Genomic DNA, 19,192 nt, shown 5'->3' with positions numbered 1-19,192 from the left:
GAAACGGCCAAAAGACAGGGTAAGCAAAACGCCAAATGGCAGCGTAAACAGGGCGTTACAGCCGCAAGCCGGCAAACTGATTCAGAGGCTTGAGGTTTTGATTCAAGCCCGCTGCGCGTGGGCGGTATGGCCGAGCGCGGCAAAGACCGTGCGCACGATGCCGGTCGAGTCCAGCCCGGCATCGGCATACATCTTCTCGGGCTTGGCGTGGTCGGTGAAATCGTCCGGCAGCACCAGCGGACGCACCTTGAGCCCGCTTTCGAGCAAGCCTTCATGGGCGAGGAACTGCAGCACATGGCTGGCGAAGCCGCCGACCGCACCCTCTTCCACCGTCACCAGCACCTCATGCGAGCGGGCGAGCCGGCGGATCAGATCCTCGTCGAGCGGCTTGGCGAAACGGGCGTCGGCGACCGTGGTGGAAAGACCGGCCGCGCCAAGCTCCTCGGCAGCCAGCAGACAGTCCTGCAGCCGCGTGCCGAAGGACAGCAGCGCCACCTTGGTGCCTTCCCTGACGATGCGGCCCTTGCCGATTTCGAGCACGGAGCCGCGTTCCGGCATGTCGACGCCGACGCCATTGCCGCGTGGATAGCGGAAGGCGATGGGGCCGTCATCATAGTGCGCCGCGGTGCGCACCATGTGACGCAGCTCCGCTTCGTCGGCCGCCGCCATGACGACGAAGCCGGGCAGCGTCGCCAGGAAGGTGGTGTCGAAGGCGCCGCAATGGGTGGCGCCATCGGCGCCGACGAAGCCGGCGCGGTCGATGGGGAAGCGCACCGGCAATTTCTGGATCGCCACATCGTGGACGACCTGATCGTAGGCACGCTGTAGGAAGGTCGAGTAGATGGCGGCGAAGGGCTTGTAGCCTTCGGTGGCAAGGCCAGCGGCGAAGGTCACCGCGTGCTGCTCGGCGATACCGACGTCGAAGGTTCTGGACGGGAACGCCTCGCCGAAGAGATCGAGGCCGGTGCCGTTCGGCATGGCGGCGGTGACGGCGACGATGCGGTCGTCCTCGCGACCTTCCTGGACAAGGCTTTCGGCGAAGACCTTGGTGTAGCTCGGCGCATTGGCAGGGGCCTTGGCCTGTGCACCGGTGATGACGTCGAATTTGTTGACGCCGTGATATTTGTCGGCGGCGGCCTCGGCCGGGCCATAGCCCTTGCCCTTCTGGGTCACGACATGGATCAGCACCGGGCCGTCGCCATTGTCGCGGACGTTCTTCAGCACCGGGATCAGGTGCTCGAGATTGTGCCCGTCGATCGGGCCGATGTGGTAGAATCCAAGCTCCTCGAACAGCGTGCCGCCGGTGACGTAGCCACGCGCATGCTCGACCGCCCGGGTGATGGCGCGGTCGGCGCGCTTGCCGAGATAGGAGGTCAGCTTCTTGCCGAAATCGCGCAGGCCGAGATAGGTCCTCCCGGAAGCCAGACGCGCCAGATAGGCGCTCATCGCACCGGTCGGCGGGGCGATCGACATGTCGTTGTCGTTGAGGATGACGATCAGGCGGGCGTCGAGCGCGCCGGCATTGTTCATCGCTTCATAGGCCATGCCGGCCGACATGGCGCCGTCGCCGATAACGGCGATGACGTTGTTGCGGCCGCCGGAGAGGTCGCGCGCCATCGCCATGCCGAGGCCGGCGGAAATCGAGGTCGAGGAGTGGGCGGCGCCGAACGGGTCGTATTCGCTCTCGGCGCGGCGGGTGAAGCCGGAAAGGCCGCCCTCCTGGCGCAGCGTGCGGATGCGGTCGCGGCGGCCGGTCAGGATCTTGTGCGGGTAGGCCTGGTGGCCGACATCCCAGATCAGCCGGTCGTCCGGCGTGTTGAAGACATAGTGCAGTGCTACCGTCAGTTCGACCACGCCAAGGCCGGCGCCGAGATGCCCGCCAGTGTGCGAAACGGCATCGATCAGCTCCGCGCGCAACTCCGAAGCGAGCTGCGGCAGCTGGCCTTCGTCAAGCGTCCTGAGGTCGGCCGGAATGCGGACCTTGTCGAGAAGCGGCGTATGCAGCGTTGCGTTCACTGTTTAGGAGCCTGCTGAAGCTTGATGTTCATGCGCGTTGATCATTGGCGAAATATGCCGCCCGCCGGCGAATGTAAATGCGTGTCAGTGACGCGGGTAGCTCTGGCGTTAATTGTTCGGTAACGGAATGAACTCTTCCTCGTCTCCAGGAACGATATCGAAGCGGCCGGTCTTCCATTCTTCCTTCGCCTGTTCGATGCGTTCCTTCGACGACGAAACGAAATTCCACCAGATATAGCGCTTGGAACCAAGCGAGGCGCCGCCGAACAGCATGAAATGGGCGCCGTTCTCGGACGAAACGACGATCTCGTCGCCAGGCTTGAACACCAAAAGCCGCTCGGCCGGGAACCGGTCACTGGCAATCGAAACCTCACCTTCCAGCGTGTAGATGGCGCGCTCCTCGGCATCGGCGGGGATTTTCACGCTGGCGCCCGGGGCCAGCCTCAGATCGGCGTAGAGCGTCTCCGAGGCGGTGGTGACCGGCGACCGCAGCCCGGAAAGCGCGCCGATGACGACGCGACCGCTGATGCCCTCGGCATCGATCTCAGGCAGATGAAGGGCGGCGGTGTTCTCGAAGACCGGGGCGACCTCCTCCTTGCCGTCGGGCAGTGCCAGCCAGGTCTGCAGCCCGGAGATCGACATCGGCGCGCCGCGCAATTCCTCCGGCGTGCGCTCGGAATGGACGATGCCGCGACCAGCGGTCATCAGGTTCACGTCGCCGGGCTCGATCACCATTTCGGTGCCGAGCGAATCGCGATGCCTGATCTTGCCGTCGAACAGATAGGTCACCGTCGACAGGCCGATGTGCGGATGCGGACGCACGTCGAGCGCCTGGTCGGCCCGCAGGATGGCCGGGCCCATGCGGTCGAAGAAGATGAAGGGGCCGACCAGCCGCCGCCTGGCGGTCGGTAAAGCGCGGCGGACCTGGAACCCGCCAATGTCCTTGGCATTCGGAATGACCATCAGCTCGATCTGGTCGCAAGCGAAGGCATCGCCAGGCGAAGGATCGTTGCCGGGAAAGAAGCTCATCAGGTCTCCTCAGGCGAAGCGAAGCGCGGATTTGGCTTTCGCCTTGGCCGCCACTTCCTCACGGTTGCGCGGTTCCTGCGTGGTTTCCATCGAATCGAGCAGCTCGCGCGCAGCGGCCGTGATTGCTTCCACGGCATGGTTAAAGGCATGCTCGTTGCGCTTCGAGGGCTTGGTCGAGCCGCTCAGCTTGCGCACGAACTGCAGTGCTGCGTCATGCACCTCGTCATTCGTCGCCGGCGGCTCGAAGTTGAACAGGGTCTTGATGTTTCTGCACATCGCTTGAGCTCCTTGCCTGTTTTCCTTTGCCCCGCCCCTTTTCCAACTAGTCGGCGTCCAGCGGCTCCGTTCCCACCGGCTTGCCATCGCGCGACAGCCTGATCTTCTCGACCTTGTCTTCGGCCGCCTTCAGCAGCCGGTCGCAATGCACCTTCAGCGCTTCGCCGCGCTCGTAGATGCGGATCGACTGGTCGAGCGGCACGTCGCCGCGCTCCAGATCGTCGACGATCTTCTCCAGCGCGTCGAGCGCCTGTTCGAAGCTCATCACCTTGACGTCGTCATTGCCTTCGCCTGCCATACCCTATCCCTTCATCAGCCGCCCGACATGGGCGGCGACCGAAAATGCCAATCCCTGCAGATCGTAGCCGCCCTCGAGCAGGCTGACGAGGCGGTTGCCGCTGTGGCGCCCGGCGCGCTCCATCAGCTGGCCGGTCGCCCAGTCGAAATCCTCCTCGGTCAGGTTGATCTCGGCCAGCGGATCGCGATGGTGCGCGTCGAAACCGGCGGAAATGATGATCAGGTCGGGGGCGAAATCGTCGAGCGCCGGCAGGACGCGCGACAGGAAGGCGTCGCGAAAAACCTCGCTGCCGGTGCGCGGCGCCAGCGGCGCGTTGACGATGTTGCCGGCGCCGGTTTCGTTCTTCGCGCCAGTGCCGGGATAGAGCGGCATCTGGTGCGTCGAGCAATAAAGCACCGACGGATCGTCCCAAAAAATGTCCTGCGTGCCGTTGCCGTGGTGGACGTCCCAGTCGACGACGGCGACGCGCTCGGCCTGATGTTTCCTTTGCGCATAGCGCGCCGCGATCGCCGCGGTGTTGAACAGGCAGAAGCCCATCGCCGTGGTCTTCTCGGCATGGTGGCCGGGCGGCCGCGCGGCGACGAAGGCATTGGCGGCGCGGCCCTCGAAGACATCGTCGACGGCGGCATTGGCGGCGCCGATCGCCGTCACCGCCGCCTGCCAGCTTTTGGGGCTGGCGCTGGTGTCGGCGTCGATCGAGACGATGCCGGTCTCGGGGATCGCGGCACGGACGCGGGCGACGAAGTCCTCAGGGTGGGCATAAAGGATGGTTGCCTCGTCGCCTTCAGGCGCCTTGACCCGGTCGAGCGCGGCAAAGGCCTCGTCATCGAGCACGCGCTCGATGGCGCGCAAGCGGTCTGGTCGCTCCGGATGGCCTGATGGCGTCAGGTGTTCGAGGAAGATCGGATGGGTGTAAAGCTTGGTAACCATGCCCCGATATAGGCGCGTGCGGGCGCTTTGACCATGTTTTCGCGCCTGCGTGGCGTGATGTTCAACAGGGATTAGGTGGGGCTATTGGTTATTGGGCGCCGGCTGGCTCCAGCGCGAGCCGCCGAACGAAGCCAGCGCCTTGTCCTTGAGGTCCCTGAATTTCGAGGAGGCTTCCGACAGCCGCCGGTCCCATTCGGGATTGGGCACCTGGCCCTCGATGGTCCTGAAATAGACCTGCATCAGAGAGGCGATGGCGAAGGGCTCGATGAAGGCTGCCTTGAAGGCCCAGGCAAAGACGATGGCCAGCACGAAAGCCCAGCCGGCGAGCTGTCCCGGCATGAACCAGAGGATGGCGCCGGCGGGCGCCAGCATCAGCAGGAAAATGACGAACGACACGCCCCACATGATCACCGCCAGCCAGATCGCGTTCTTGACCATGATCTTGCCGTTCTGCGCGTAGAGCACGATGCCCTGCCTGGCCGTCTCGAAGGGCGAGGTGGAATTGACGCGGATGTTGTAGCCGAGGATGATCTCGTCGACATAGGTCAGCGACATGCGGATGACGGTGTTGATGAAGCTGACCAGGCCGCTCAGGCCCGGAATGGGCAGGAAGGCGGCGATGCCGCCTATCAGGCCGGTGATGGCGCGGATGGCGCCCTTGACCAGTTGGTCGAGCACGAACAGCACATTGGCCTCGGCGAAACGCTCGGTCACCACGGCCCTGGCATAGGAAATCTGGTCCTGGCCGCCAGGCACATCCTGGCCGTCGATCAGATGCACCATGACCGCGACATGGCCGGCCTTGACGATGTAGAGGATGTATTCGCGGGTCCAGTAGACGGCGATCGAGACGACGCCGAAGCCGACCACGCCGCCCCACAGCGCAAAGGACAGCGGGCCATCTGGGTCGGTGGAGATGTGGCCGACGCCGTAGCCGACACTGGCGCCGGTACCGGTCGCCATGATGTAGGCCAGCGTGATGCCGAAATAGACGATCATGCGGAAGACGATGAAGGGCCATGTCCTGATCATGATGGACACCGACCTGCCGATGCTGAAGTCCCACATCGCCGAATCCCCGCCTCAGAGATGGTCGCAGAGGATGATCTCAACCTTGCGATTGTCAATCTCGGGTAGCGCCGCGCGGCCGCAAAACCGGTGCACATCCTTGGCTTATCAACGCTAGTCGGCGGGACCGTCGGCCTTTTTGAGCAAGCCTTCGAGCAACTGCTTGAAGGCCGCCACCACCTTCTTCGACGTCGCCTCGGGGTCTTGTGAATTGGCGATCCGCTGAGACGCCTGGCTGCTCGCGCCGTTGATCAGTCGCGCGGCGGTCTCGGGGTCGAGGTCGGCGACGACCACTCCCTCCTCCTGCAGCCTGGTCAGGTGACCGGTGATCGAAGCCGCGCACGCATTGGCGTTCGCCCACTGTGCCGGATCGCCCAGCACCGCCGGACCGTCGCGGAACATGATGCGCTGGATTTCCGGCTCCAGCGCCATCTCGATATAGGTGGTGCATTCGTCGACGAAGCTCTGCCAGCGGGTCGGCGCCATCGCCGCCACCTCGTTGACCCGCACCGCCATCTCGCCGTCGATCTCGGCGATCACCGCCTGCAACAGTCCCTTCTTGTCGCCGAAGTGATGATAGAGCGCGCCGCGCGTCAGCCCGGCCGAGGCGGTGAAATCATCCATCGAGGCTTCCGCATAGCCGATAGTGCCGAAGGCATGGCGGGCGGCCGTGATCAGCTTGGCGCGTGTCTCGGCGATCTTCTCCTTGCGGGGTCTGTGCATGGTCTGGCCCTATTAACATACGTTGCGTATGCCAATTGACATACGCGGCGTATGGGATTATTTGATACTCATACGCTACGTATGTAATTGTCGATGCTGCAATTGTCGAGGAGCCAGACCATGCAAAACCCCTATTCGGAAATCTTTCACGCTCCCGGCACCAAAGGCTTCGCCACGGCCGGCTTCATTGCCCGGCTGCCGATCGCCATGGCGCCGATCGGCATCGTCGCCATGCTGTCGCAGACGAACGGCGAGTACTGGCTGGCCGGCGCCCTCTCCGCGACATACGCGCTGGCCAACGCATTCGTCGCGCCGCAGATCTCGAGGCTTGTCGACCGCCTCGGCCAGACGCGGATTGTCGTGCCCACCACCATCATCTCCGTGCTTGCTTTCGTGGTGCTGATTGCGGCGGCCAACCGCCATTGGCCGATATGGACGCTGTTCGCCTCGGCGCTGCTGGCCGCCGCCATGCCCAGCATCCCAGCTATGGTGCGCGCGCGCTGGACCGAGATTTTCCGCGATCGTCCGGGGCTGAACACCGCGTTCGCTTTCGAGTCGGCGGCGGACGAACTGGTGTATATCGCCGGGGCATCACTGTCAGTGGGCCTGAGCGTCGCCCTGTTCCCGGAAGCGGGAATGCTGGTCAGCACATTGTTCCTCGCCTTGGGCTCTACGGCCTTCATCCTGCAGCGCTCGACGGAGCCGCGCGTGCGACCGACGGAACATGGTTCGCATGGCTCGGCAATCCGCCTGCGGCCAGTTCAGATCATCACCTTCGCCCTGATCTTCATCGGCGCGACCTTCGCGACCACGGAAGTGAGCACCGTGGCAATCACCAAGGAACTGGGCCAGCCGGGCGCCGCCAGCCTCATCATCGGCGTCTACGCACTCGGCTCGTTCGTCCTCGGCATTGTCATCGGCGCGCTGAACCTGAGGATGCCGCTGCAACGCCAGCTGGCAATCGCGATCGCCATCATCGCGCTCACCACGCTGCCGCTGCTCGTCGCCGACACGGTGCCGCTTCTGGCGCTGGCGGTGTTCGTCAGTGGCGTGGCGATCTCGCCGACCTTCATCACGGCATTCGGCCTGATCGAGCGGCGCGTGCCGGAAGCGATGCTGACCGAAGGCGTTACCTGGGTAACGACGGGCATCGGCATCGGCATGGCGCTCGGCTCCTTCGCCGCCGGCGCGGTGGTGGACGCATTCGGCGCCCAGAGCGGGTTCTTTGTATCAGTGGCGGCGGGTGCGATCGCACTGGCCACCGTGCTCATCGGCCAGCGTAGCCTTGGCGCGCCGGATTGCGATTTCGCCGGTTGCGAAGCGGCCGCTGTTCCCGCGGAATGATCCATGAAGCGCCGGTTTCGAGTGGACCGGGCGCTATCCTCTAGCGGTCGATCCTCTAGAGAATCTCGGTCTTCGCAATGTGGATGCCAAAGCCTTCGAGGCCGACATAGTGGCGCTCGCGCGAAGCGATCAGGTTGATCGAGGAAATGCCGAGATCCTTCAGGATCTGGGCGCCGAGGCCGATCTCGCGCCATTCGTTCTCGCGGCGGCGCGCCTCTTCATGGTCTTCGCGCTCGCCGCTCGCCGGGCGCTTGCGTTCCTGATGGGCGACGCCGACCGAGCCTTCGCGCAGATAGACGATGACGCCGCGCTTGCGCTCGCCCATCGCCTTCATGATGCCGTCCAGCCGATGGCTGGTGCCGAACACGTCGCTCACCACATCCTCGGAATGGAGCCGCACCGGAACCTCTTCACCGTCGCGGATGTCGCCGAAGACGATCGCCACGTGATGCATCGAATCCCAGGGCAGCGTGTAGGTGAAGACCTGCGCTTTGCCGCCCGCCGTATCGATGTCGGAGCAGGCGACGCGTTCGACCAGCGTTTCCTTGCGCTGGCGGTAGGCGATGAGGTCGGCGACCGAGATCTGCTTCAGGCCGTGCTCCTCGGCGAAGGCCTGCACCTGCGGGCCGCGCTTGACGGTGCCGTCGTCGTTGACCAGCTCGGAAATGACGCCGATCGGCGGCAGGCCGGCGAGCTTGCAGAGGTCGACCGCGGCCTCGGTATGGCCCGAGCGCATCAGCACACCGCCCTCGCGGGCGATCAGCGGGAAGATGTGGCCGGGACGGACGAAATCGGAGGCGCCGACATTGCCGTTGGCAAGGTTGCGCACCGTCAGCGTGCGGTCGTCGGCGGAGATGCCGGTCGTGGTGCCGTGCTTGAAATCGACGCTGACGGTGAAAGCCGTCGTGTGGGCGGAATCATTGTCGGCCACCATCGGCGCCAGGTTGAGGCGCCTTGCCTCCTCGCGCGGCATCGGCGTGCAGACGATGCCGGAAGTGTTGCGGATGATGAAGGCCATCTTTTCCGGCGTGCAGTGGACGGCGGCGACGATCAGGTCGCCCTCGTTCTCGCGGCCGTCATCGTCCATGACGACGACGATCTCGCCGCGTTCGAAGGCGCGCAGGGCTTCGACGATTTTCTTCTGGTCGTATGGCATTGGCTCGCTTCGCTCGCAGGGAATAGGGCAGTAAGGCAGTAGGGGAAAGGAAAAAATGGCTTTGTCGGGCGACCAGGCTGACATACTGCCTACTGCCTACTGCCTAATGCCTACTCCCTGCCCCGTCTGTCCCCTATGCCGCAGATAGTGATCGGCAATCGCGCAGGCAACCATCGCCTCGCCGATCGGCACGGCGCGAATGCCGACGCAAGGGTCATGACGGCCCTTGGTCATGACCTCGACGTCTTTGCCGTCCTTGTCGATCGATTTGCGCGGCGTCAGGATCGAGGAGGTCGGCTTGACGGCGAAACGGGCGACGATCGCCTGCCCGGTCGAAATGCCGCCCAGTATGCCGCCGGCATTGTTGGCCAGGAAGACCGGCTTGCCGTCATTGCCGATGCGCATCTCGTCGGCATTCTGTTCGCCGGTGATGCGGGCGGCCTCGAAGCCGTTGCCGATTTCGACGCCCTTGACGGCATTGATCGACATCAGGCCGGACGCGATGTCCTGGTCGAGCTTGGCATAGATCGGAGCGCCGAGGCCGGCCGGGACACCGTCAGCGACGATCTCGATCACCGCGCCGACCGAGGAGCCCGCCTTGCGGATGCCGTCGAGATACTGCGTGAAAACGGGAACGGAAGCCGGATCGGGAGTGAAGAACGGATTTTCGGCGTCGCCTATGAAGTTCCAGTTCCAGTTGGCGCGGTCGATCGATTTTTCGCCCATCGAGACCAGCGCTCCGCGCACCACCATGCCGGGCACGACCTTGCGGGCGAGCGCGCCGGCCGCCACGCGCGCCGCCGTCTCGCGCGCCGAGGAACGGCCGCCGCCGCGATAGTCGCGCAGACCGTATTTGATGTCATAGGTGTAGTCGGCATGGCCCGGCCTATACTGGCGAGCGATCTCGCCATAGTCCTTGGAGCGCTGGTCGACATTTTCGATCAGCATCGACACCGGCGTGCCGGTGGTGATCATGATCTCGCCGTCCTCGTCGAAGATGAAGCCAGACAGGATCTTGACCTCGTCGGGTTCGCGACGCTGCGTCACAAAACGTGACTGTCCCGGCCGGCGCTTGTCGAGCTCGGCCTGGATCTCTCGCTGAGTGAAGCGGATGCCGGGTGGACAGCCATCGACGACACAGCCGAGCGCGGCGCCATGGCTTTCGCCCCAGGTGGTGACACGGAACAGGTGGCCGAACGTGTTGTGCGACATGAAAGTGACCCTGCCCGGCTGCGGAGCCGGTTCAGGTCTGCCTTCTATTGGCGTTTTCCACAGTGGTCAAACTGTGATCTGGCGGTTTTAGTTTTGACACATTCGGTTGGTTTCTGCTCTCTTCCATCCGCCGTTGAGGATCCGCCGCTACCCATGCCGGCGCAATGATAATGAGGACGACGATGCGTACCCTGATTGGCGCTGTTGCCGCCACGCTGCTGATTTCCACTGCCGCCTTCGCTGGCCAGACAGAAGGCCTGATCAAGAAGATCGACAAGGATACGCTGACGCTGACGCTGGAAGACGGCAAGTCCTACAAGCTGAACGCCGAGACCGATCTCGATGCACTGAAGCCCGGCATGGACATCGTCCTCGCCTATGACGTGACGAATGGCGAGAATGTCGTCACCGACATGGAACTGCCGGACACCGAGTAGGACTTTCGGGGCTCTCCGTTGGCGGGCGCCAGCCGCCTTCTGTCATCACCCTTTTCGACTCCCGGCGCTGAGGCGCTTGGGGCTGGCCCTTGCCAGCGCCGTTTCTTGGGAGCAATCTCAGCCCGCTGATAAGCCACCGGTGAATTTCGACCACAGCCGAAAGATCGGCGGCGGGGCCGAACAATGTGGAGCGACTGCGAGGGCAAGCGGGTCGGCCGGAGGGATTTCCTCAAGGCCGGTGCGGGGCTCGTCGCGATCGGTTTTGGCGGAGCTTCCTGGTCGGCACGCGCCGCAGAGACTGCTGCGCCCGCGCTACCCCCCGATGAAGCGCTTGCTGCGCTGAAATCCGGCAACGAACGCTATGTCAGCCACCCGGAACTCTGCTCGATCGACCTTGCCGCGCAGCGGAACGCCGTCGCCGGACATCAGGCGCCCTGGGCCACGATCATCAGTTGCGCCGACAGTCGCGTCCCGCCGGAACTGATCTTCGGCGGCCACGGCATTGGAGAACTGTTCGTCGCCCGCAATGCCGGCAATCTCGTCGACACAGCGACGCTCGGCACGGTCGAATACGGCGCGGCGGTGCTCGGCTCGCCGTTGATCGTCGTCCTCGCGCACACAAGCTGCGGCGCCGTCAAGGCAGCTTGCGACGTGGTCGCCAAGAACGCGACCTATCCGGGTGCGATCGGCCCGATGATCGAACCAATCCTGCCCGCGGCGATCGCCGTGCGGAGCGACGCCGGCGATTTCGTCGACAACACCGCCAGGGAGAGTGCGCGCAGGACCGCGAGGCGCCTCACCGTTTCGAGCAAGCTGTTGGCAGACCTCACCCGGGACGGGAAGCTGAAGATCGTTGCGGCGATCTACGATCTCGAAACGGGTGCGGTGACCTACATCGAATGACAGCTACAGCCACTCCAGGCTCCGGCCCTGCAGCCGGAGCAGGCGATCCTGAGGCACGTCCATCCTGACCGCCTCTCGCGCGGACATCCCCAGCACTACGCGAAACAGCGCGCGCACGACGCCGCCATGGGTCACGCAGACCGTGTCGCGATCGAGCGCGTCGAACCACGGCTTCACCCGCTCGAGCAGCATCTGGTAGCTTTCGGCGCCCTCGCCGGGCGGTTGAAAATTCCATTTGTCGAGGCTGCGCTGCCTGGTCGAGCCGGGATCCCTAGCCTCGAGTTCGGCAAAGGTGAAACCCTGCCAGTCGCCGAAGCTCAGCTCGACGAGGAGCGGCTCGGTACGATAGGCGTGCGGATCGAGCTTCCTCGCGGCGCGCAGGCGCTCCATCGTCTCGCGCGTGCGCCGCATCGGGCTGGCGACAAAGTCGAAATCTTCCGGATTATGGACGAGTTCGGCCAGCCGGTGTCCGTTGCGGCTCGCCTGCTCGCGGCCGAGCGCATTGAGGTCGGTGTCGGCCTGTCCCTGCAGCCTGAACTCGGCGTTCCATTGCGTCTGGCCGTGGCGCACAAAGTAGACGAGCGGATACATCAGGTCTTCCAAGGGTCAGGCCAGACTTGGTGGCAAGGGGTTCAGTCGGAAGACTAGTCCTTGACGGTCGAAATGTCGGGGGCGTCGACCGCCTTCATGCCGACGACATGGTAGCCGGAATCGACATGATGGACCTCGCCGGTGACGCCGCGCGACAGGTCGGACAGGAAATAGACGCCGGAATCGCCGACTTCCTCCTGGGTGACCGTCTGCTTCAGAGGCGAATTGTATTCGTTCCACTTCAGGATGTAGCGGAAGTCGCCGATGCCGGATGCGGCCAACGTCTTGATCGGACCGGCCGAGATAGCGTTGACGCGGATCTTCTTGGCGCCGAGGTCGACGGCCAGATAGCGCACACTGGCTTCGAGCGCCGCCTTGGCGACGCCCATGACGTTGTAGTGCGGCATCACCTTTTCGGCGCCGTAATAGGTCAACGTCAGCAGCGAACCGCCATCGGTCATCAGCGGCTCGGCGCGCTTGGCGATGGTGGTGAAAGAGAACACCGAAATGTCCATAGTGCGCAGGAAATTGTCGCGCGTCGTCTCGACATAGCGGCCGGTCAGCTCGTCCTTGTCGGAAAAGGCGATGGCGTGAACGAGGAAGTCGAGCTTGCCCCAGTGCTTGGCGACATTGGCAAACACCTCGTCGAGGCTCGCCGGATCGGTCACGTCGCAATGGCCGGCGACGAAGGCGCCCAATTCCGCTGCCAGCGGCTCGACGCGCTTCTTGAAGGCTTCGCCCTGATAGGTCAGCGCGATTTCGGCGCCGTGATCGACGCAGGCCTTGGCGATGCCATAGGCGATCGACCGATTGTTCGCGACGCCGAGGATCAGCCCGCGCTTGCCGGCCATCAGGCCCTGTCCACCCGCCATGTGAGCACTCTCCGCAAGAATGTCTGCTTTGTGGAGAGCCCTATCGCACAGGCACAGAGTCCCATCAAGCGTTCAAAACGGACAGTTCAGGGGAGAAAAGTCTCTCGATCAACCTTTTCGACGGCGCATCAGCGCCTCGAGCTCGCTGTCACCGCCCTCGGGCAGCATCAGCCTGACATGGGCATAGAGATCGCCATGGCCACCGGTTTTTTCCGGCAGGCCCCTGCCCTTCAGCCGCAGCACCTTGTCCGAGCTCGACCATGCCGGAATATTGACCGCCAGCCGGCCGGTCGGCGTTTCGACCGCCACCTTGGCCCCCAGCACGGCATCGGCCAACGCCACCGGCAGATCGGCATGCAGGTCGCGGCCCTCGAGACGGTAGCGCGGATGGCGGCGGAAACGGATCTTGACCAGCGCGTCGCCCGGCTGTCCCGACCCCTGCTCGCCCTGCCCTTTCAGGCGGATTGTTTGGCCGTCCTCGACATAGGCCGGTAGCTTGACCGCCACCTTGCGGCCGTCGGGGAACATCGCCGTCACCTTCTCGGCGGTGGCCGCCTCCTCGATGGTGACGTCGAGCGTCACGTTTAGGTCGGCGCCTGCCGCCGGCTGGCGGCGGTCGCCCGCACCGGGCCCGCGCGCGCCGGAGAAGGCGTCGCCGAAGATCTGGCTGAAGATGTCGCTGTTGCCGTCGAACGGATCGCCGCCTGGACGGCCCGAGCGAAACTCGAAGCGCGAGCCGCCGGCTCCCTGCTGGCGGCGAAAGCCTGCGAAAGGATCGGCACCGCCGGCCGCGCCTTCGAAACCCTGGAAGCGCGGCTTGCCGTCGGCGTCGATCTCGCCGCGATCGAAGGCGGCGCGGGTCTTCTCGTCGCCGACGATCTCGTAAGCCTGGTTGGCGGCGGCAAAACGGTCCTTCGCCTTGGGATCATTCGGATTCTGGTCCGGATGATGTTTTTTGGCGAGTTTGCGGTACGCCGATTTTATGTCCTTGGCCGATGCGTTCTTGGCAACGCCCAGGACCTCATAGGGGTCGCGCATGCTTCCTGCCCTGGAGAAGGAGTGAGTCCATAGTTGCCCCCTATATGCGCCCGCATAGGAAGAAATTCCAGTGGCGCAAGGAGAGAAATGGCGGTGGAAAATCAGAGCGCCTTGAAGTCCTGCATGTGCCAACCGCCGGCGCCGGACATGCACAATTCGCCCTTGAACATCGAGACGCCGTCGAAGCTTTCGCGCGAGGCGGTGAAGCGGCGGCAGGTCTGGCCTGCGTCCTTCAGTTCGACCAGTTCGGTGATGGAGCCGCGCGATCCGGTGCCGGCGTTGGCCCATGGCACCGCCTGGCCGCCGAGCCCCTCGATGTCGGCGGAAGACACCGCATTGCCGATCGTGGTCTGGTCCGAATCGCGGTCCTGATCGGTCGGAGTGGCGGAAGCAGGTGTGCTGCTGGTCAGGATCGAACGGTCGACCTCGGCCTTTTCCAGGCTGAAGCCGCCGGCGCCACACGCCGCAAGTGGCAAGGCGACCAACACGAGCGCAGCCTTGGCGCTGGCCGAAGCGATAACGCCCCATTGCCTGCTGTCAAAAGCTTGCGCGATACGCAACAATCGGCAACCTCCCCAGCCATCGTGACAATTTGAGAAAAACTATGAGCGAAACTGAGTTAACAACCGGTGACTTTACCGAGGCCTCCGAGCCGTTCCGACTGTTTGGGGCATGGCTCGACGACGCGACGAAGGGCGAGATCAACGACGCCAACGGCGTGGCGCTGGCGACCGTCGATGCCGATGGCATGCCGGATGTGCGGATGGTGCTGCTCAAAGGGTTCGATGAAGGCGGGTTTGTTTTCTACACGAATTTCGAGAGCGCCAAGGGCCGCGAGATTCTTGGCAGCATGAAGGCGGCGATGTGCTTCCACTGGAAATCGCTGCGCCGGCAGGTGCGCGTGCGCGGACCGGTGGAGATCGTCAGCGACGCGGAGGCGGATGCTTATTACGCGACGCGGCCGCGCGGCAGCCGCATCGGCGCCTGGGCCTCCAAACAGTCGCGGCCGCTGGAAAGCCGCTTCGCGCTGGAAAAGGCGGTCGCCGAATACACGGCGCGCTATCCGATCGGCGAGATTCCGCGCCCGAAACATTGGTCGGGTTTCCGCATCGTGCCGCAGACGATCGAGTTCTGGCACGACCGGCCGTTCCGGCTGCATGATCGCCTCGTGTTTTCGCGCAACGCCAAGGGCGACTGGGATAAGACGCGGCTTTATCCCTGACCGTCAATCCCGCTCCAGCTGGAACAGCAGGAAATGCGGCCGCTCGCTGGCGAGGCCGACCGCCGGCCGTATCGACTTCGCTACGTCCTTCGGCACCAGGAAGGTCTCGCGTAAATTGAGCGTGTCGCCGCTCTTGGCGCCGGAGAAGATCGCCGACGTGCAGGTCTGCACGTCGGCCGGCGCCTTCAGCGTCACCGCCGATGTCGGCGACCAGCGCCGGCCGGCGGCGTCGATCAGCATCACCTTGCAGCCAAGCCAGAGTTTTTGCAGATCGGGATCGCCGACTTTTACCGAGAAGTCAGCCAGCACGGGCACGGAATCCGGCGGCAGGTTCGCCATGCCGAAGGCACCGCGCAGATTAGTCAGTTTCCAGTCGCTGCCGCCGAAATGCACGCTCTGGCCCCAGGCGACGCGGCGCGCAAACAGGTCATTGTCGGCCAGCAGCGCCTTGATGCTGTCATAGGCCTCGACGGCCAAGGTCAAGGGGATCAGCAAAAGCAGCGCCCAAAGGCTGCGGCGTCGCCATTTCCGCTCGCCGAGCCCACTTTGCTGAACCAGATCCCGTGCTGTCATCGGATGCCTGTCATTCACATCGGTTGTGTCAGATCGAGCGTGTCGACGGTACCAGCGGGCAGACTGTCGGATGCGGTGGCGACCGGCCCGAGCGAAATCTCGGCCTGCGAATCGAGCGCCGACATCAGCTTCTCCGAAATCAGCAAGATCGCGTTGCTGACCTCGTCCGGCCGCAACTCGAAGACCAGCCTTGCCTTCTTCGGCAGGCCGGGGTCGATGGTTACGGGAAGAAGCCCGTCGGCAAAGGACATCCGCTCGGTCTGGTCATAGGCAAGGCCAGTCGGACCGCGCCAGGACGCGACCGCAACGGACGTCGATTGCGCCCGCGCCGCAAACTCCACCGTCACCACGGCCCAGACGCCGCCGGTCGTCAGTATCTTGGTCTCACCGTACCGATCCGCCTTGAGGTTCCGGGCGAATACTACCTTTTCGGCACGCGCCTCGAAGTTCCGCCCAACGATCGTCTCACCCGTCCTGCCGCGTGTGGGGATCGGTCCGATCAGGTCACCATAATGCGGCTTCGACAATTGCAGCCCGTAGCAAAACGCCACCGCAACAAGCAGCAGGACGATGTTGGCTGTCTTGCGCATCATGGCTGGATGTTCGCAGTGTCAGACCCGGCGCCGACGGGAAGCGTCAGCGTGCCGACCGGCGCCGGATTGAACCAGCCTGGCAAGCCGTAGAGGTTGTCTCGCTGCTTGTAGGTCTTGCCAATCACCCTAAGGTCGAGGCTCGCCGGCGGAGCCGACCCGCCCGGTAGCTCCCAAATATAGGCCATGCGCTCCGGCATGCCGGGGTGCAATTCCGGCGAGAGCGTGGAATCGCGGGTTAGCACTATGAAAGGCTTGGACGAGGGATCGACTGTGGCCTGGCTCGCCTGCAGGATATCGAAATAATCCTTGCTGGACTTCGCCGTGCGGTTCGTCATTTCGACCTCGAAGACCAGCGCCTTGGCACCAGGCTTGAGTGGCGCGCTATAGAGGTTCTCGCCTTCGGCGGTATAGGCCCGGAGCGGCCGCAGCAGCCACTGGCCCGTTTCGATCCGGCCGGTCGGCGCCAGGAGCTGCATCGGCTCATGCTTCGCGCCGAACGCGCCCAGCACACCGGCGAGGGCCAACGCAGCCGCGGTGCCGATGCCGGCCACCAGCCAGGCTTTCAGGCGGGAACCGGCGTTCTCAAACATTGTGAGCCTCGACCCTGCCCTTCGGATCGGACGGTTGCGCGCGATCATCGGTCTGGCGCTTTGGCAGCGCGAATGCGGTTTCGAGGATCGCGGCGAGGAAGCAGATGCGAAGCGGCTCGACGAGGATGCCGGTCGAGCTGTCCTGGAACGGGCTGCCGAACAGCAACGAGACGCCCTCGGAAAGCACCTGCCAGGTGTCGAGATCATGCGGGCCGATGAGGCGCGTCATGCCCAGCCAAGCCCAGGCCGCCAGCCAGTCGATCAGCCGATAACCGACGACCAGCGTGACGATGAGCACGAGGCCGGAGCTCAGCGTGATGCGCACGCCATTGGCAATCGGCAGGTAGCGCGAGCGATAGCCGGAGATGAAGTGCTCGGCGAAATCGCGCAGGAATTTCGGGATGGCGCGGTAACGCTCACCGAGACGTTCGACGCGCTGGTGCACGCGCATCAGCTCCTTGTCGTCGCGGACATCGTAGCCGTAGATGAGCGCGGCCAGCACCAGCCAGATCACCGGCAACAGCATGAAAAAGAACAGGTTGATCAGCTTGGTCGTCGTGTCGATGGAGGTGACCTCGACGGGAACCATCGGTTTGGCGAAGGCGCTTGCGATTGGGTTGGCCATGCTGTCCGCCGTGGCCTGCAGGACGGAAAAGATGTTGCGGCTCATGATCCAGCCGAGGATTTCGTCCTTCCAGCGCGAGATCACGTAGAGACCGATAAAGATCCAGTTGGTCTCGCAGATCACCACGACGATCTGCCAGAAGGATCGCCCGCCGCCGCGCTTCTGCATCGTGGTGGCGAAACGCCGGATCAGCCAGGAGATCGCAACGGAAAAGGCCAGCCATCGCGAATCGAGGACATCGAGCACGTTGCCTGCGCTTTCACCGAACGGCGCCATGTCGAGCGTGACGCGCGAATATTGCCGCACCGTATCGCCTAGAAAACCCCAGGCGGCATAGTAGGCGAAGAAGGGCAGCAGCGCGACGGTCACCATGCGTGCCAGCCGGGCGCTGCCGCCGCGCGCCTCGCCCGAGCTTTCGTCGCGTACCGCCTGTTGCGCGGCACGTGTCGCGGGCAGTGCCGGCAGCAATGTCTGGAACATGGCGACCGTGACGATGAGCTGCGTCAAGGCGACGAGCGTCAGCAAGGCCAGCCCTGCCATGTGGTTGAGAAAGGCAATGCGCGCGGCGACCTGCATGAACAGGTCACCGAACACAATTCCCAGCAGCACGGTGGCGACCAATTGCGGCCAGAAGCGCCACCAGAGCTTCAACGTCAGCCCGAGCGGCTTTACGGCATCGGCAAGCATATCGAGGCGTTCAACGCGTCAAAGGGCGCCGGCAGTCATTTCGGCAGATCGCGCATTGATGGCAACGTCTTGGGTCATGTCCTCTCCACCTCGCAGGACACCCCAACCGCCCGCTTGTCAGATAGGGCGCGAGGCGTTGCATGTACAGGCCAAAATCACGCCATGCGCGAGTTTCCCCAGATAGGACGCAACTCTGCCGTGCCCTCGTGATGCCAGAGGGCCACGCGGCGATAGCTCGCTCAGCCCGCCTTCTTGCGCATCATGAAGGCGGTGAGAGCGGCGCGGGCCTCATCGGATTTCAGGCGCTCGCGGAAGTGTTCGCTCTCCACCCCGATGCGGGCGACGAGATCCTCGCGCGAGCCGCGCATCAGGTCGCGCGCGATCTTCAGCGCCTGTGGTGGCTTGGCTGCGATCTGCCCGGCCGCTTCCAGCACGGCGGCTTCCAACGCGCCCTCCTCGACTACCTCATAGATCAGCCCGGCGGCCTTCGCCCGCTCGGCGGAAAGGCCCTCGCCGAGACCAAGCAGCGCGAAAGCGCCTTGCTGCCCCAGTATCCGTGGCGCGAGCAGGCTCGACCCCGCCTCCGGCACAAGGCCTAGATCGACGAAAGGCGTGCGGAAGACGGTGCGCGGGGTGGCGAAGGTCAGGTCGCAATGCAAGTTGATCGTGGTGCCGATGCCGACCGCTATGCCGTCGACGCCCGACACTATGGGCTTTTCCACTTTGGCCAGGGCCATCAGGAAATCCCAGACCTCCGTCCCGCCCTCGCCGCCGGTGGCGATGACCATGAAATCGGCGAGGTCGTTGCCGGAGGAGAAGGCGCCGGGCACGCCGAGAAAGACATGCACGCGGACCGCCGGATCGGCGTCGCCTTCGGCGAGAGCGGCCGACATTGTCGCGTACATGGCGCGCGTCAGCGCGTTCTTCTTGTCCGGACGGTTCATGCGGATGATCTGGATGGCGCCCTGGCGCTCGACGAGGATATGGTCTGTCACGGTTTTTTCCTTGT

The 19,192-nt window shown here is 64.2% G+C and carries 22 protein-coding genes; 4 read left to right on the top strand and 18 right to left on the bottom strand.

The window, feature by feature from the left end:
• Positions 1–102: 102 nt before the first annotated feature.
• The 7 genes from dxs to D3227_RS11665 all read right to left on the bottom strand — a co-directional run bounded on the left by dxs (position 103) and on the right by D3227_RS11665 (position 6,340).
• Positions 103–2,016 carry a 1-deoxy-D-xylulose-5-phosphate synthase gene (dxs, locus tag D3227_RS11695; protein ID WP_120014253.1) on the bottom strand — a complete coding sequence of 638 codons (1,914 nt, stop codon included), beginning with the start codon at positions 2,014–2,016 and terminating at the stop codon, positions 103–105.
• A 108-nt stretch (positions 2,017–2,124) separates the two neighbouring features.
• Entirely contained in the window at positions 2,125–3,045 is a 921-nt protein-coding gene (locus tag D3227_RS11690; protein ID WP_120014252.1) for a pirin family protein, read from the bottom strand.
• 9 nt (positions 3,046–3,054) lie between these two features.
• A complete protein-coding gene (locus tag D3227_RS11685; protein ID WP_120014251.1) occupies positions 3,055–3,321 on the bottom strand; it encodes a DUF2277 domain-containing protein in 267 nt (88 codons plus the stop codon).
• 46 nt (positions 3,322–3,367) lie between these two features.
• Positions 3,368–3,619, bottom strand: a complete 252-nt coding sequence (locus D3227_RS11680; protein ID WP_120014250.1) for an exodeoxyribonuclease VII small subunit — start codon at positions 3,617–3,619, stop codon at positions 3,368–3,370.
• Between the two features lie 3 nt (positions 3,620–3,622).
• Positions 3,623–4,549: a histone deacetylase family protein gene (locus D3227_RS11675; protein ID WP_120014249.1), complete on the bottom strand. Its 927-nt coding sequence runs from the start codon at positions 4,547–4,549 to the stop codon at positions 3,623–3,625.
• An 81-nt stretch (positions 4,550–4,630) separates the two neighbouring features.
• Positions 4,631–5,617: a hypothetical protein gene (locus tag D3227_RS11670; RefSeq protein ID WP_120014248.1), complete on the bottom strand. Its 987-nt coding sequence runs from the start codon at positions 5,615–5,617 to the stop codon at positions 4,631–4,633.
• A 114-nt stretch (positions 5,618–5,731) separates the two neighbouring features.
• Positions 5,732–6,340, bottom strand: coding sequence for a TetR/AcrR family transcriptional regulator (locus tag D3227_RS11665; protein ID WP_120014247.1), 609 nt, complete (start codon positions 6,338–6,340; stop codon positions 5,732–5,734).
• 120 nt (positions 6,341–6,460) lie between these two features.
• Between D3227_RS11665 and D3227_RS11660 the strand changes: the two genes are divergently transcribed.
• A complete protein-coding gene (locus tag D3227_RS11660; RefSeq protein ID WP_120014327.1) occupies positions 6,461–7,684 on the top strand; it encodes an MFS transporter in 1,224 nt (407 codons plus the stop codon).
• Positions 7,685–7,739: 55 nt separating this feature from the next.
• On the opposite strand, the gene ribB is transcribed toward D3227_RS11660, so the two are convergent.
• Together ribB and aroC are read right to left on the bottom strand one after the other, a co-directional pair.
• A complete protein-coding gene (ribB, locus tag D3227_RS11655) occupies positions 7,740–8,840 on the bottom strand; it encodes a 3,4-dihydroxy-2-butanone-4-phosphate synthase (RefSeq protein ID WP_120014246.1) in 1,101 nt (366 codons plus the stop codon).
• A 96-nt stretch (positions 8,841–8,936) separates the two neighbouring features.
• Positions 8,937–10,052, bottom strand: a complete 1,116-nt coding sequence (gene aroC / locus D3227_RS11650) for a chorismate synthase (RefSeq protein WP_120014245.1) — start codon at positions 10,050–10,052, stop codon at positions 8,937–8,939.
• A gap of 182 nt (positions 10,053–10,234) precedes the next feature.
• Here aroC and D3227_RS11645 point away from each other — a divergent pair, with 182 nt between their 5' ends.
• A complete protein-coding gene (locus D3227_RS11645; protein ID WP_006204310.1) occupies positions 10,235–10,489 on the top strand; it encodes a DUF1344 domain-containing protein in 255 nt (84 codons plus the stop codon).
• A 183-nt stretch (positions 10,490–10,672) separates the two neighbouring features.
• On the top strand, positions 10,673–11,392 hold the full coding sequence (locus D3227_RS11640; RefSeq protein WP_120014244.1) for a carbonic anhydrase: 720 nt from the start codon (positions 10,673–10,675) through the stop codon (positions 11,390–11,392).
• A gap of 3 nt (positions 11,393–11,395) precedes the next feature.
• Here D3227_RS11640 and D3227_RS11635 read toward each other — a convergent pair whose 3' ends face one another.
• The 4 genes from D3227_RS11635 to D3227_RS11620 form a co-directional block, all read right to left on the bottom strand.
• Positions 11,396–11,983 carry a histidine phosphatase family protein gene (locus D3227_RS11635; RefSeq protein WP_120014243.1) on the bottom strand — a complete coding sequence of 196 codons (588 nt, stop codon included), beginning with the start codon at positions 11,981–11,983 and terminating at the stop codon, positions 11,396–11,398.
• Positions 11,984–12,036: 53 nt separating this feature from the next.
• On the bottom strand, positions 12,037–12,855 hold the full coding sequence (gene fabI, locus D3227_RS11630; RefSeq protein WP_120014242.1) for an enoyl-ACP reductase FabI: 819 nt from the start codon (positions 12,853–12,855) through the stop codon (positions 12,037–12,039).
• 108 nt (positions 12,856–12,963) lie between these two features.
• A complete protein-coding gene (locus D3227_RS11625) occupies positions 12,964–13,893 on the bottom strand; it encodes a DnaJ C-terminal domain-containing protein (RefSeq protein WP_120014241.1) in 930 nt (309 codons plus the stop codon).
• A gap of 101 nt (positions 13,894–13,994) precedes the next feature.
• Positions 13,995–14,456: an RT0821/Lpp0805 family surface protein gene (locus tag D3227_RS11620; protein ID WP_120014240.1), complete on the bottom strand. Its 462-nt coding sequence runs from the start codon at positions 14,454–14,456 to the stop codon at positions 13,995–13,997.
• Positions 14,457–14,485: 29 nt separating this feature from the next.
• On the opposite strand from D3227_RS11620, the gene pdxH reads away from it, so the two are divergent.
• Positions 14,486–15,115 (top strand): pyridoxamine 5'-phosphate oxidase, encoded by a 630-nt coding sequence (gene pdxH / locus D3227_RS11615; protein ID WP_281034904.1) that lies wholly within the window; start codon positions 14,486–14,488, stop codon positions 15,113–15,115.
• A 3-nt stretch (positions 15,116–15,118) separates the two neighbouring features.
• Here the strand turns inward: pdxH and D3227_RS11610 are convergent, their stop codons facing one another.
• The 5 genes from D3227_RS11610 to D3227_RS11590 form a co-directional block, all read right to left on the bottom strand.
• Entirely contained in the window at positions 15,119–15,688 is a 570-nt protein-coding gene (locus D3227_RS11610) for a hypothetical protein (protein WP_120014326.1), read from the bottom strand.
• A gap of 14 nt (positions 15,689–15,702) precedes the next feature.
• The gene (locus D3227_RS11605; protein WP_120014238.1) at positions 15,703–16,281 is read right to left on the bottom strand and encodes a hypothetical protein; all 579 of its coding nucleotides are present in this window, start codon (positions 16,279–16,281) and stop codon (positions 15,703–15,705) included.
• Complete coding sequence (locus D3227_RS11600) at positions 16,278–16,871, bottom strand: hypothetical protein (protein WP_120014237.1); 594 nt, start codon at positions 16,869–16,871, stop codon at positions 16,278–16,280. Before D3227_RS11600 ends, D3227_RS11605 begins: the two co-directional genes overlap by 4 nt.
• Positions 16,864–18,183 (bottom strand): hypothetical protein, encoded by a 1,320-nt coding sequence (locus D3227_RS11595; RefSeq protein WP_120014236.1) that lies wholly within the window; start codon positions 18,181–18,183, stop codon positions 16,864–16,866. Before D3227_RS11595 ends, D3227_RS11600 begins: the two co-directional genes overlap by 8 nt.
• Positions 18,184–18,422: 239 nt before the next feature.
• Positions 18,423–19,178, bottom strand: coding sequence for a crotonase/enoyl-CoA hydratase family protein (locus tag D3227_RS11590; protein ID WP_120014235.1), 756 nt, complete (start codon positions 19,176–19,178; stop codon positions 18,423–18,425).
• Positions 19,179–19,192 lie beyond the last annotated feature (14 nt).

Origin of the sequence: Mesorhizobium waimense (genome assembly GCF_003601975.1) — a bacterium.
Classification (GTDB): Bacteria; Pseudomonadota; Alphaproteobacteria; order Rhizobiales; family Rhizobiaceae; genus Mesorhizobium; species Mesorhizobium waimense.
Note: the sequence above shows the minus strand (reverse complement) of the source record. Positions and strands in the feature narration are given on the sequence as shown.

What these genes read in the sequence shown, in the direction of transcription:
- D3227_RS11690 (WP_120014252.1), bottom strand. Translation starts at nt 3,045, where the DNA reads ATGAGCTTCTTTCCCGGCAACGATCCTTCGCCTGGCGATGCCTTCGCT.
- D3227_RS11685 (WP_120014251.1), bottom strand. Translation starts at nt 3,321, where the DNA reads ATGTGCAGAAACATCAAGACCCTGTTCAACTTCGAGCCGCCGGCGACG.
- D3227_RS11680 (WP_120014250.1), bottom strand. Translation starts at nt 3,619, where the DNA reads ATGGCAGGCGAAGGCAATGACGACGTCAAGGTGATGAGCTTCGAACAG.
- D3227_RS11675 (WP_120014249.1), bottom strand. Translation starts at nt 4,549, where the DNA reads ATGGTTACCAAGCTTTACACCCATCCGATCTTCCTCGAACACCTGACG.
- D3227_RS11670 (WP_120014248.1), bottom strand. Translation starts at nt 5,617, where the DNA reads ATGTGGGACTTCAGCATCGGCAGGTCGGTGTCCATCATGATCAGGACA.
- D3227_RS11665 (WP_120014247.1), bottom strand. Translation starts at nt 6,340, where the DNA reads ATGCACAGACCCCGCAAGGAGAAGATCGCCGAGACACGCGCCAAGCTG.
- D3227_RS11660 (WP_120014327.1), top strand. Translation starts at nt 6,461, where the DNA reads ATGCAAAACCCCTATTCGGAAATCTTTCACGCTCCCGGCACCAAAGGC.
- ribB (WP_120014246.1), bottom strand. Translation starts at nt 8,840, where the DNA reads ATGCCATACGACCAGAAGAAAATCGTCGAAGCCCTGCGCGCCTTCGAA.
- aroC (WP_120014245.1), bottom strand. Translation starts at nt 10,052, where the DNA reads ATGTCGCACAACACGTTCGGCCACCTGTTCCGTGTCACCACCTGGGGC.
- D3227_RS11645 (WP_006204310.1), top strand. Translation starts at nt 10,235, where the DNA reads ATGCGTACCCTGATTGGCGCTGTTGCCGCCACGCTGCTGATTTCCACT.
- D3227_RS11640 (WP_120014244.1), top strand. Translation starts at nt 10,673, where the DNA reads ATGTGGAGCGACTGCGAGGGCAAGCGGGTCGGCCGGAGGGATTTCCTC.
- D3227_RS11635 (WP_120014243.1), bottom strand. Translation starts at nt 11,983, where the DNA reads ATGTATCCGCTCGTCTACTTTGTGCGCCACGGCCAGACGCAATGGAAC.
- fabI (WP_120014242.1), bottom strand. Translation starts at nt 12,855, where the DNA reads ATGGCGGGTGGACAGGGCCTGATGGCCGGCAAGCGCGGGCTGATCCTC.
- D3227_RS11625 (WP_120014241.1), bottom strand. Translation starts at nt 13,893, where the DNA reads ATGCGCGACCCCTATGAGGTCCTGGGCGTTGCCAAGAACGCATCGGCC.
- D3227_RS11610 (WP_120014326.1), bottom strand. Translation starts at nt 15,688, where the DNA reads ATGACAGCACGGGATCTGGTTCAGCAAAGTGGGCTCGGCGAGCGGAAA.
- D3227_RS11605 (WP_120014238.1), bottom strand. Translation starts at nt 16,281, where the DNA reads ATGATGCGCAAGACAGCCAACATCGTCCTGCTGCTTGTTGCGGTGGCG.
- D3227_RS11600 (WP_120014237.1), bottom strand. Translation starts at nt 16,871, where the DNA reads ATGTTTGAGAACGCCGGTTCCCGCCTGAAAGCCTGGCTGGTGGCCGGC.
- D3227_RS11595 (WP_120014236.1), bottom strand. Translation starts at nt 18,183, where the DNA reads ATGCTTGCCGATGCCGTAAAGCCGCTCGGGCTGACGTTGAAGCTCTGG.